9 protein-coding genes and 1 rRNA gene are annotated in these 11,639 nt (G+C 65.4%); 5 read left to right on the plus strand and 5 right to left on the minus strand.

Features of this window, described 5'->3' with window-relative positions; genetic code table 11:
• Positions 1–169: 169 nt before the first annotated feature.
• The 4 genes from rrf to ACFPAH_RS19200 all read left to right on the plus strand — a co-directional run bounded on the left by rrf (position 170) and on the right by ACFPAH_RS19200 (position 5,287).
• Positions 170–282, plus strand: a 5S ribosomal RNA gene (rrf, locus tag ACFPAH_RS19185).
• Positions 283–891: 609 nt separating this feature from the next.
• On the plus strand, positions 892–3,576 hold the full coding sequence (locus ACFPAH_RS19190) for an EAL domain-containing protein (protein ID WP_379748506.1): 2,685 nt from the start codon (positions 892–894) through the stop codon (positions 3,574–3,576).
• Positions 3,577–3,717: 141 nt separating this feature from the next.
• Positions 3,718–4,851: an FMN-dependent L-lactate dehydrogenase LldD gene (gene lldD / locus ACFPAH_RS19195; protein ID WP_379748508.1), complete on the plus strand. Its 1,134-nt coding sequence runs from the start codon at positions 3,718–3,720 to the stop codon at positions 4,849–4,851.
• Between the two features lie 55 nt (positions 4,852–4,906).
• On the plus strand, positions 4,907–5,287 hold the full coding sequence (locus ACFPAH_RS19200) for a hypothetical protein (RefSeq protein ID WP_379748510.1): 381 nt from the start codon (positions 4,907–4,909) through the stop codon (positions 5,285–5,287).
• Positions 5,288–5,311: 24 nt separating this feature from the next.
• On the opposite strand, the gene ACFPAH_RS19205 is transcribed toward ACFPAH_RS19200, so the two are convergent.
• The 5 genes from ACFPAH_RS19205 to ACFPAH_RS19225 form a co-directional block, all read right to left on the minus strand.
• Positions 5,312–6,007 carry a trimeric intracellular cation channel family protein gene (locus ACFPAH_RS19205; RefSeq protein ID WP_379748512.1) on the minus strand — a complete coding sequence of 232 codons (696 nt, stop codon included), beginning with the start codon at positions 6,005–6,007 and terminating at the stop codon, positions 5,312–5,314.
• A gap of 152 nt (positions 6,008–6,159) precedes the next feature.
• Complete coding sequence (locus ACFPAH_RS19210) at positions 6,160–7,332, minus strand: GGDEF domain-containing protein (protein ID WP_379749097.1); 1,173 nt, start codon at positions 7,330–7,332, stop codon at positions 6,160–6,162.
• Positions 7,333–7,609: 277 nt separating this feature from the next.
• The gene (locus ACFPAH_RS19215) at positions 7,610–9,115 is read right to left on the minus strand and encodes a tripartite tricarboxylate transporter permease (RefSeq protein WP_379748514.1); all 1,506 of its coding nucleotides are present in this window, start codon (positions 9,113–9,115) and stop codon (positions 7,610–7,612) included.
• 8 nt (positions 9,116–9,123) lie between these two features.
• Positions 9,124–9,588: a tripartite tricarboxylate transporter TctB family protein gene (locus tag ACFPAH_RS19220; RefSeq protein ID WP_379748516.1), complete on the minus strand. Its 465-nt coding sequence runs from the start codon at positions 9,586–9,588 to the stop codon at positions 9,124–9,126.
• 200 nt (positions 9,589–9,788) lie between these two features.
• Positions 9,789–10,763 (minus strand): tripartite tricarboxylate transporter substrate binding protein BugD, encoded by a 975-nt coding sequence (locus ACFPAH_RS19225; protein WP_379748518.1) that lies wholly within the window; start codon positions 10,761–10,763, stop codon positions 9,789–9,791.
• A 363-nt stretch (positions 10,764–11,126) separates the two neighbouring features.
• Between ACFPAH_RS19225 and ACFPAH_RS19230 the strand changes: the two genes are divergently transcribed.
• Positions 11,127–11,636 (plus strand): hypothetical protein, encoded by a 510-nt coding sequence (locus tag ACFPAH_RS19230; RefSeq protein ID WP_379748520.1) that lies wholly within the window; start codon positions 11,127–11,129, stop codon positions 11,634–11,636.
• Positions 11,637–11,639 lie beyond the last annotated feature (3 nt).

Here is an 11,639-nt window from a genome sequence, read left to right on the forward strand (position 1 = left end):
ATTAAGCTAACCAGTACTAATTGCCCGTACGGCTTGTCCCTATAACCTTAGCAGGTCATAGTAATTCGAGAATACAGCGCTGTTTGTTGACACGACAGTTACTACTCATGAAACCTACTTCTTCCAGATTCTGAGCCGCGTTCATTGAACGATGCTCGTACAAGTCATGCCTGATGACCACAGCAAGTCGGTCCCACCCCTTCCCATCCCGAACAGGACCGTGAAACGACTTTGCGCCGATGATAGTGCTGCAACCAGTGTGAAAGTAGGTTATCGTCAGGCTAGTTATAAAGAAAAACCGCTCAAGTGATCTTGGGCGGTTTTTTTTCGTCTGTCGCTTTTGCGCCCAGTGCCGGGATCGAGTGTCGGGCGGTGGCCGATCGCGCGGTGAACGCGTGGGGCGGAGCCTGCGCGGCCCGGCCACACCCAACGAAGTGCATTTAACGTCAACGTCAGCGCAAGTTTAGCGGCTCGGCCAAATTCACTTTCTGCCAAGATTTCGTCACTTCCACCATCTGACACCACAGCATTGCCCGGCGATACGGCGCTCGCCGCGTCTCAATCATCAAATCTGTTGTATTTCTTCTCCCAAATGCAAACTCCTGTATACGCAGCCGAAGGCATGCGGTCTAATATTGGTTGCCGTATGGAAATTAACGGCCGGTAAGCGCTGGAGGGCGCTAGCCGGGATGCTTACTCATCCGGGCCGTCCGGTCCGGCCGCTGCCATTCATCGGCTTGCTCGAAACCATCAGGATTATTTGCTGCAGCGAACGATGCGGCGTTTATTTCACGTATCGCTACTATGCTTCGCAAACTGCTTCGCAATCTGCTGACGGGACAACATTTTCCGGTCGTCTATCTCCTCAATGCCCTCGTGCTTGCTTGCCTGTTGCCCGGCATTGTAGGCGTCACGATCTTTCTGTTCGCCGATTACCATGACGGGCGCGAGCGCCTCATCCACGACAACATCGAGCGTGCACGTTCCCTGGGGCGCGAACTCGACATGCACATCCTGCGCGGGCAGGAGCTCGCACTTGCCCTGGGCGGCGCGGGTGAGCTCTCCTCGGAGGTCCTGCCCGTGTTTTCCGCGCGTGCCGCCGGGTCCATCGTCGCTGCCGGGATGGGCAGCCAGGTGGCCATCTATCAAGGCAAGGACGGAACGCTCGTGCCGATGTCCAGTGCCGCGGATGCGTTCTTGTCGAGCGAGCGCAGTGCAGGCATGGCGCGGCAGGCCTTCCGCCAGGCGCGCGTCCTCGTTTCCGACGTGGTGATCGATCCCGCCTCCGGCCGCTCGTTAGTCGGCAGTTTCGTTCCCGTAAGCCGCCACGGGAAGGTGGAGTACGTGGTGGGCATCGCCATCCCTACCAGCCAGTTGAGCACGATCCTCCAGGGGCATAAGCTGCACCCAGGCTGGCTCGCCAGCCTGGTCGACCGCAAGGCCGTGATTGCGGCCCGCAGTCGCGCCAGCGAGCGTTTCGTCGGCCAGGCGACAAGCCCCGAGATGCGCTCTGCCATCATGCGCGGCGACGCCGGATGGGTCGAAACCGTCAGCAAGGATGGCGTGCCGAACATCACCGGCTTCTCGCGCTCGCCGCTGACGGGTTTCACGACCACCGTCGGGGTCCCGCGCGCCCAGGTCATTCGACCCTTGCAGGCCAAGCTCGCCTATCTGGGCGCGACAGCGGCACTGCTCTTTGCGCTGGGCCTGCTGTTCGCGCGCTGGGTCAACCGCCTGATATCGGATTCGATCCACGCGCTGGTCGAGCCGGCCTCCGCCCTCGGCCAAGGCACGCTGTTACAGGTCGCCACTGTCCATGTCTCCGAGGTCAACAAGGTCGGCGTGGCGATCGAGCGGGCTGCCGCCTTGCTCGAGCATCGCGCCGCCGTGCTCAGCGAACAAAAAATGGAGCTCCAGCAGTTCCAGTTCTTCAGCGAGCACTCCAACGAAATGATGCTGCTGGTCGACGAGGAGGGCAGGATACGCTACGCCAACCGGATCGCGGCCGAGCGCCTCGGGTACAGCAATGCCGAACTCTTGTCCATGACGCTGTTCGAGATCGCCCTGCTCAGCACGCCTGAAGGATTGCGCGCCACCTTCGACGCTTGCCGCGATGCGCGCCTGCCGAGTTTCGAACGGGTCTACCGCTGCAAGGATGGTTCCGAGTTTCCGGTAGAGATCACCGCGACGGTACTGAAGCACCGCGGCGAATGGCTGATGCACGTCGCGCCGCGCGACATCGGCGAGCGCCGCCATGCCGAACAGGCAGTGCGCTGGGCGGCCTCCCACGATCCGCTGACCGGCCTGGCCAACCGCACCCGCGCCCTCGCGTGCCTGGAGCAGGCCATCGCGGCAGGACGCAGCGCGGGCCGCGAGGGCGCCTTGCTGTACATCGACCTGGACCGCTTCAAGCCGGTCAACGACCTGTACGGGCATGAGGTGGGCGATCGCGTCCTGCGCGAGGTCGCCCACCGGATGCAGGATTGCATGCGCCAGGACCAATTGCTTGCGCGGGTAGGCGGGGACGAATTCATGGCTGTGCTGCCCGATGGGGACCAGGCTGGCGCCAGTGTCGCCGCCACGGTCGATGCAATTGTCGAGGCCGTCGCCCGGCCTATTACGATCGGCAATATTGAGGTCAAGCTGTCTGCCTGTATCGGCATCAGCCGCTACCCGGAACATGGAGACAGCGCCGGCGTCCTGGTGCACGCTGCCGACGTCGCCATGCTGCAAGTGAAGAACAGCGGCCGCGGCTCCTTTGCCTTCTATTGTCCGGAAATGGATGCGCGGGCCCAGTTCGTGCTGGGCGTCGAACGCCGTCTCAAGCAGGCGCTCGAGCATGACGGGCTGCTGTTGCACTACCAACCCATCGTCAACCTGGCTTCCGGCAAAGTCGAAGGCATCGAGGCCCTGGTGCGGCTGGCCGACGGCATCGAGCCGGCATTGGGGCCGGCGGCCTTCATCCCGATTGCCGAAACCTGCGGCCTGATCGCGCCGCTCGGCGAATGGGTGGCGCAGGAAGCCTGCCGCCAGCAGGCCAACTGGAGCGCTGCCGGCCTCGACCTCACCGTGTCGGTCAATGTGTCGGCCCTGCAGTTCCAGCGAGCCGGTTTCCTCGCTTACGTGCGCGAGCTGATCGCGCGCTCGGGTATCCGCCCGGCTTGCCTGGTCCTCGAGTTGACGGAAACGGCGATCATGGAGAACGTCGCCGATGCGGTCAGGATCTTGCAGGACCTCAAAGCGCTCGGGGTTCGGATCGCCCTCGACGATTTCGGTACCGGCTACTCCAGCCTGAGCAGCCTGTCGAGCCTGCCGCTGGATAAACTCAAGATCGACCAGTCCTTCGTGCGCGGGATCGAGACCAATCCCGCGAACCGCGCCGTCATCGATGCCATCATTGCGCTCGGAAAGAGCCTGAACCTCGAACTGGTGGCGGAAGGCATCGAGACCGAAGCGGCGTGGCGCTACCTGCAGGAGCGGGGCTGCCACCAGGGGCAGGGCTACCATTTCAGCCGGCCGCTGCCGGCGCCCGAACTGCGCAAGTTGTGGGACAGCCAGGGCGGACAGGCGGGCTGAGGCTGCGCGCGGTCCGCCAGCCAGGCGCTGTTTACGCGGGGCGTCGAAGAATTTCATTGCCGAGTATTCATTTTCGGGGCCGATGGTGTCAACATGCGTGTTGTTCGCTGATCCATCCACCTCTCGAAGACGCGCCACGCCATGATCATTTCGTCCGCCCTGGATTTCCGTGAAGCCGCCCGGCGCAAGTTGCCGCCCTTCCTATTCCATTACCTCGACGGCGGCGCCGGCGCCGAACAGACGCTGCGCAGCAATGTCGACGACCTGCAGGCGATCAAGCTGCGCCAGCGCGTACTGCGTGGCTCCGAGCAGCTCGAGCTGGGTACCGAGTTCTTCGGCGAGCGCTATGGCCTGCCGATCGCCCTGGCACCGGTCGGGCTGGCCGGCATGTATGCGCGCCGCGGCGAGGTGCAGGCCGTGCGCGCGGCCTGTCACCGCAACATCCCCTTCATCCAGTCGACCGTCTCGGTGTGCCCGCTGTCCGAGGTGGCGGCGCAGGCCGCGCATCCGATCTGGTTCCAGCTGTACGTGCTCAGGGACCGCGCCTTCATGCGCGACGTGATGCGGCGCGCCTGGGAGCTGGGCTCGCGCACCCTCGTGTTCACGGTCGATATGCCGGTGCCGGGTGCGCGCTACCGCGATGCGCATGCCGGCATGAGCGGCCCGAACGCGCCGCTGCGGCGCATGGTCCAGGCCATGCTCCATCCGCGCTGGGCCTGGGATGTCGGCCTGTTCGGACGGCCCCACGATCTCGGCAACATTTCCGCCTACCGCGGCAATGCCACCGGGCTGACGGACTACATCGGCTGGCTGGGCGAGAACTTCGATCCCGGCATCGCCTGGCCCGACCTGCAGTGGATCCGCGACGAGTGGCAAGGCAAGCTGGTGATCAAGGGCATCCTCGACCCCGGCGACGCCCGCGATGCCCTCGCGTTCGGCGCCGACGGCATCGTCGTCTCCAACCATGGCGGGCGCCAGCTGGACGGCGCCTTGTCGACGGCACAGGCGCTGCCGGCGATTGCCGAGGCCGTGAAGGGCAAGATGACGATCTTCGCCGACGGCGGGGTGCGTACCGGCACCGACGTGTTCCGCATGCTGGCCCTGGGCGCCGACGGCGTGCTGATCGGCCGCGCCTTCGTCTACGCGCTGGCGACCGCCGGGCAGGCCGGCGTCGAACGTCTGCTTGCCATCATGGAAAAGGACATGCGCACCAACATGGTCCTCACCGGCGTCAAGACGGTGCGGGAGATCGGGCCCCACTTGCTGGCCGGGTGAGGGCGCCGCCGCGCCCGTGCGATAATGGCTGCCGTTTTCCTGATTGGAGAGGCCAGTGACCGAGTTTCGCCAGGCTGAGCTGGGCGACGCCTGCCGTGCGCTCGCCAGCTGTGTCTATCCGGGCTCGACCCGGGTATCGTCCGATATCGCCGAGACGCTCGCCCATCGCTTCGAGACGATCGCCATGCGCCACGTCGGCTTCGTGGCCGGGCAAGGGCGCGACCCCAACCTCGTCGCCAGGGCCGTGCACTACCTGGCCGAGTCCCATGGCCTGCAGCAGCGCGGCGCCGACCCGCTGTGGTTCGGCGAGATGCTGGCCTGCCTGGTCGAGCTCGCCGTTCCCGCCTCGATCTACGGCGGGCCGGCGCTGGCCTTCCTCGACGACCTCCAGCAAGGGATTGCCTTGTCGATCGGCGACGCCGAGCCGTCTCGCTAGCCCGCTGCCTGGCGCGCTCGCGCCTCAGCGGTTGTCGTCCCGTTCGTCTTCCTCGCGCTGCGCCTCCGCCAGCTCGGGCGTGCGCGCGCGCGGCAGGTGCCAGTCGTAGCGCACGGCCGCCATGCGCAGGCCGAAGCACAGGGCCGCGCCGGCGCAGGCGGTCACCGTGCTGGGCAGCCCGAGGGCATCGCCGCCCACCACCACGGCGGCCCCGGCGAGGGCGGCCACCGCGTAGATATCGGAGCGGAACACGGCCGGCACGTTCGACAGCAGGACGTCGCGCGCAATACCGCCGCCGATCCCGGTCAGCATGCCGAGCAAGGCGGCCATCACCGGTTCCAGGCCAAATACCAGCGCCTTCTGCGCGCCCGCGACGCAAAACAGCGCCAGGCCGACGCTGTCGAAAAACAGCACCGGGCTGCGCAGGCGGTTGACGGCGGGGTACCAGAAGAAGATGACGATGCCCGCCATCAGCGAGACGGCAAGATAACGCCAGTCGCTGATCGCGGCCGGCGGCGTGGCGCCGATCAGCAGGTCGCGCACGATGCCGCCGGAGCTGGCCGCCACGAAGGAGAGCACCAGCACCCCGAAGATGTCGAGGCGGCGCCGGGCGCCGGCCATGGCGCCACTGAGGGCGAAGACGAAGGTGCCGACCAGGTCGAGCGTGAGCACGAGGGTCTTGATGGCGGCATCCACGTCGAGATGGGGAACGGTAAGCACGTTAGGACTTTCTGGCGCCGGGGTGCGGCCCGGCGGCGCCGGCCGCCGCGCTCGACGGTGAGGGGCAGCATGGATGGATCAGGTCGAAATGGTAGCGCATTTCGTGCTGCCCGGGGGCAAGAGCTTGCCTGCAGCGGGCGGCCCGGCCGGGTTCAGTGCGCGGCCTCCAGCCCGGGCAGGTCAGGCTCGTCGGCCGCATGGGGGCCGAGATGCGCGCGGTGCGCCTCGACCCGGTCGCGCCCGTCGCGCTTGGCGCGGTACAGCGCCCGGTCGGCGCGCACCAGGGCCGCGCCCACCGTCTCCTTGTCGAGCAATTGGGCCAGGCCGATACTGACGGTCATGAAGTGCCCGCCCTGCGCCACCTCGACGGGCACCGCGGCGACCGCCAGGCGCAGGCGTTCGGCGGCGTCGACCGCGTCGGTAGCGGAAGTGCCTGGCAGCAGCACCCCGAACTCCTCGCCGCCGAGGCGGCCCATCAAGTCGTGTTTGCGCAGCGTCCTGCCTGCGGCCTCGGCAAACACGCACAGCGCGCGGTCGCCGGCGGCGTGGCCGTGGCGGTCGTTGAGCTGCTTGAAATGGTCGATGTCGATCATCAGGAGCGTCAAGGGCTGGCCGCTCCTGAGTGCCAGCGAATGGGCGCGCTCGGCTTCCTGCAGGAACGCGTACCGATTGACGAGTCCCGTCAGGCTGTCGGTGGTGGCCAGGGTACGCAACTGCCGCTCGTTCTGCTGATTGCACAGCAGGAGGAAGCCGAACCCGTTCACGATGAGCAGCAGGTAGGCGCCCAGGTAGATCATCGTTTGCGTCGGTCCCGGCGAGAACACGGTCAGGGTCCCGGAGCTGGCGCCGACCCAGGCGCGCGCCAGGAAGGCCAGGGCGATCAGGAGGTTCGGGACGCCGATGACGCAACGCAGGATCGACCGGTCGCGCGGGCCGCCGGCGAGGATGCAGGCATTCACGCTGGCGAGCACGGCGATAATCAGCGACATCAACACCGACAAGCGGGTCAGCGCCATCTCCGCCAGCACGGCCGCGGCGAGCAGGCATTCGGCCAGCACCAGCAGTGCGCACAGCCTGCGCTGACAGCGGTAGCCCAGGAACATGCAGTAGGCGCTCATCTGCCCGACGCCGGCCGCGATCAGGAGCCCGTTCGAGACCAGCAGGTTGAAGCTGCCCGGCAAGTCCGGACGCAGCCAGAAGGCGATATAAGCGCAGCCTTCGATGGCCTTGGCCCAGGTCCAGACCCGCATCGACGCATGGGTGGGGCCACTGCGCAGGTATCCGGCCATCAGGATGGCGTAGGTGATGTTGCCGATGGCAAGCATCAGCAAAAATGTCTTGATTTCACTCACGGGACGACTTTCCCGAGCGCGTCTTGCGCTCTTTCATTTGCCCCTCCAGGTGCGCGACGGCAAGCTCCTGCAACCGATTCCTGTCCTGCACACGCGCTTTGGAAATTCCTGTGGGAAATATAAATTATTACACAGAATTGGCGCTGTCGAGAGGCCATTTGTGGCCCTTTGCAACACGTCCGCCACCGGCTACGCACCATAAAAAAAGCAGGCCGCTGGCCTGCTTTTCCGTGAGCGACCCTTGACGCTGTCAGTCGTCTTCGTGGAAGGCTTCTTCGCGCTTCTTCCTCAGCGACGGCAGCAGCACCACGGCAATGGCCGCCACCGCCAGGCCCAGCATGGTGGCGCTGATCGGGCGCTCGATGAACACCATCGGGTCGCTGCGCGAGAGCAGCAGCGCGCGGCGCAGGTATTCTTCCATCATCGGGCCGATGATGAAGCCGAGCAGCATCGGCGCCGGTTCCGCGCCCAGCTTGGCGCAGATGTAACCGAACAGGCCGAACACGGCCATCAGCCAGACGTCGAATTCGCTGTTGTTGAGGCTGAAAACGCCGATCGCGCAGAACATCAGGATGGCCGGATACAGGCGGTGATACGGCACCGAGATCATCTTGACCCACAGGCCGATCATCGGCAGGTTCAGCAGCACCAGGAAGAAGTTACCGAACCACATCGACACGATCAGGCCCCAGAACAGGGCCGGCTGTTCGGTCATCACGGCGGGACCCGGCTGGATGCCCTGGATGATCATGGCGCCGACCATCAGCGCCATCACCGGGTTCGACGGGATGCCGAGGGTCAGCATCGGGATGAACGAGGTCTGGGCGCCGGCATTGTTGGCCGCTTCAGGGGCCGCCACGCCTTCGATTGCGCCCTTGCCAAAGTTGGCCGAGTTCTTCGACACCTTCTTTTCGATCGAGTACGAGGCGAACGAGGCCAGCATGGCGCCGCCGCCGGGCAGGATGCCCAGCGCCGAGCCGAGCACGGTGCCGCGGAAGACGGGGGCGGCGATGCGCTTGAAATCGTCCTTGGAGAGCATCAGGCCGGAGACCTTCTTCATCATCAGCTGGCGCGTCTCGTCATGTTCGAGGTTGCGGATGATTTCGCCGATGCCGAACATGCCCATGGCGACGATGACGAAGTTGATGCCGTCGGCCACCTGCGGGAAGTCGAAGGTGTAGCGCGCCTGGCCGGAATTGACGTCGGTGCCCACCAGGCCGAGCAGCAAGCCCAGGATCACCATGCCGATCGCGTTGAGCAAGGAACCGCTGGCCAGCACCACCGATGCGACCAGGCCCAGCACCATCAGCGAGAAGTATTCGGCCGGGCCGAATTTCAGGGCCATGTCGGCCAGCGGCGGCGCGAACAGGGCCAGCAGCACGGTGGCGACGGTGCCGGCAAAGAAGGAGCCGAGCGCGGCCGTGGCGAGCGCCTTGCCGGCTTCGCCGTTGCGGGCCATGATGTGGCCGTCGATGGCGGTGACCACCGAGGACGACTCGCCCGGCAGGTTGACCAGGATCGCCGTCGTCGAGCCGCCGTACTGGGCGCCGTAATAAATCCCCGCCAGCATGATCAGCGAGGCGACCGGCGGCAGGCCGAAGGTGGCCGGCAGCAGCATGGCGATGGTGGCGACCGGACCGAGGCCCGGCAGCACGCCGACGGCGGTGCCGACGAACACGCCGATCAGGCAGTACATCAGGTTGGTAAGAGTAAAGGCCGTTTCCAGGCCGAGTCCGAGGTTTGCGAAGATTTCCATGTTATTTTTTACTCAAAGCCGAACCAGGGACCGAAGATCGCGATCGGCAAGCCGAGCAGCTTGACGAAGAGGACGACGGCGAAGAATGCCAGGCCGATGGCCAGCAGCAGCGAGGCACCCCAGGTGAACTTGGGGCTGGCATAGGCGCTCATCAGGATCAGCACGATGGCGGCCGGCACCAGGCCGGCGCCGCGCATCAGGAAGCCGAACAGGAGCACGGCGACGAGGACTAGCACCAGTTCCTTGACGTAGAACTTGCTGATGGCTTCGCCGGGGCGCAGGAAGGAGCGCACCACGCCGATCAGGCCGATGAGCGCCAGCAGGCCGCCGAGGACGCTCGGGAAATAGGCCGGGCCCATGCGGCCGGCCGTGCCCATCGAATAGTCGCGGCCGATGAGGACGGCGGCCAGTCCGAAGCACATGAAAATGATGCCGATCCAAAAGTCCTTTGGATGGCGGATGAATGAAGGCAAAGCTGTCCCCTTTTGTTACGGATGTTCTTGTTCATCCCGCTTCCTGGGGGCGATGCCGGGAAGCGGAACCTGCGGATGCTGCATACGAAATTGCGGATATTGCGGATATTGCGGATATCGCGAGATCACGAAGCGGGAGACCGGCGCCTTGCGCCCCGGTCTCCGCGGACCCGGAGGTCCGGCTGCCATGCAGCGTCAGATCAGTCGGCGTAGACGCCGGCCTTCTGGATGATGGGCGCCCAGCGTGCGATTTCGGACTGCACGTGCGCGCGCAGCGCCGCCGGCGTTGCGCGGTTTTCCGCGACCGGTTCGGTGCCCAGGTCGGCGAAGCGCTGCTTCACGACCGGGTCCTTGAGGGCCGTCTGCAAGGCGCTCGCGAGCGTGTCGATGACCGCCTTCGGCGTGCCCTTCGGCGCGTACATGCCGTGCCAGACCGCTACTTCGAAGCCGGGCAGGCCGGATTCGTTCAGGGTCGGCAGGTTCGGCATCGAGGCCAGGCGGTTCTTGGTGGTGACCGCGTAGGCCTTGATCTTGCCGCTCTTGATCTGGCTGGTCGTGTTGGTGGTCTGGTCGCACATGAAATCGACCTGGCCGCCGAGCAGGTCGTTCATCGCCGGGCCGGTGCCCTTGTACGGAACGGTGGTCAGGTCGGTGCCGATGGCGGTCATGAACAGCATGCCGCACAGGTGCGAGGCCGAGCCGACGCCGGCGTTGGCGTAGGTGACCTTGTCCTTGTTGGCTTTTACGTAGCTCAGGAATTCCTTCATGTCCTTGGCCGGGAAGTCGCCGCGCGCGACAATGGTCATCGGCACGTCCGTGACCAGGCCGATCGGCTCGAAGCTGGTCATCGCGTCGTAGCTCAGCTTGCGGTACAGCGACGGGGCGGTGGCGTGGCCGATGTGATGCAGGAACAGCGTGTAGCCGTCCGGCGCGGCCTTGGCCACGCGCGCGGCGCCAATGGTGCCGCCGGCGCCGCCGACGTTTTCGATGATGATCTGCTGCTTGAGCTTGGTGCCCATCGACTGCGCCACGAGGCGGGCGACGGTATCGGTCGGGCCGCCTGCGGCGAACGGAACGATCATGGTGATCGTCTTGGTCGGATACGCTTGGGCGTGGGCCGCTGCGCTGCCGAACAGGGCAAGGCACGCGGCCGCGCACGTGAGGGTGAATTTCATCGGTGTCTCCTGTAGCTTCTGGTTTTAAGTATCAGTGAAGTATCAGCGAATGGTGCTAGCGGATGTGTCCGATTCCCGGAGGAAGCGGACTGGAATTGGTCTGGTCATCCGATATGTACGCATGTTGGGTTGTACCAGCAAATGATATGATTTGCAACGACTAGCAACTGATTAGCAACTAAGGGAAAACCGCAATTGCAGCGAGCTTGTTCCCGTGCTGTTCCGATACTTCTGGCTGTGCAATGACCGCGAAGTTAGCCCGGATGCGGCATCACATCAACCAGAACGGAGGCAGCAATCGACACCAGTAAGCAACTCACTCTCGGCGACATCGACGTCGGCATCAGGCTCGTCGATGCCCTGGTGCGCCACGCCCAGGCCGGGCAGGGCGCCCCGATCGGCTGGGCCGACCTCCTGACGCTGACGCGCCTGCTGTACCCGAAGGATGCGGCGGTCGACCGCGCGGTGCCGGTGGGCCTGGCCATGAAGCTGGAGTTCGTCGAAGAATTCTGCGGGGCCAACGGACTGCCCAACCTGGCCTGCCTGGCCTTGAGCCCGGCCGGCGCGGTGGCGCCCGAGGCCGAGCGGCGCGCAGTGGCCGGCTTCGACTGGGCCGGCCCCGAGCTCCATGCGCGCCTCGCCGCGTTCGCAGCCGCGGCGCGCGCGGGCGTGCCGAAGCGCCTGAAACCGCGCAAGGAACGGCCGGCCGATGTGGCGTGGTATGCGTATTTCTGCGCCCACCGCGAGGCCTGCAAGGACGTCAGCGGCGAAGACAAGAAAGAGATCATCAACCTGCTGATGTCGGGTCTCGATCCGGACAACGCGCTGCGCCGCGTGCTGGCGGCGAAAGCGCAGATGACACCGCCGGCCTGAGCC

Source organism: Massilia sp. GCM10023247 (assembly GCF_042653325.1).
In the GTDB taxonomy this organism is placed as follows: domain Bacteria; phylum Pseudomonadota; class Gammaproteobacteria; order Burkholderiales; family Burkholderiaceae_D; genus Telluria.

Coding starts and splice junctions, on each gene's coding strand:
- lldD (WP_379748508.1), top strand. CDS start 3,718: ATGATCATTTCGTCCGCCCTGGATTTCCGTGAAGCCGCCCGGCGCAAG.
- ACFPAH_RS19210 (WP_379749097.1), bottom strand. CDS start 7,332: ATGCTTGCCATCGGCAACATCACCTACGCCATCCTGATGGCCGGATAC.
- ACFPAH_RS19215 (WP_379748514.1), bottom strand. CDS start 9,115: ATGGAAATCTTCGCAAACCTCGGACTCGGCCTGGAAACGGCCTTTACT.
- ACFPAH_RS19225 (WP_379748518.1), bottom strand. CDS start 10,763: ATGAAATTCACCCTCACGTGCGCGGCCGCGTGCCTTGCCCTGTTCGGC.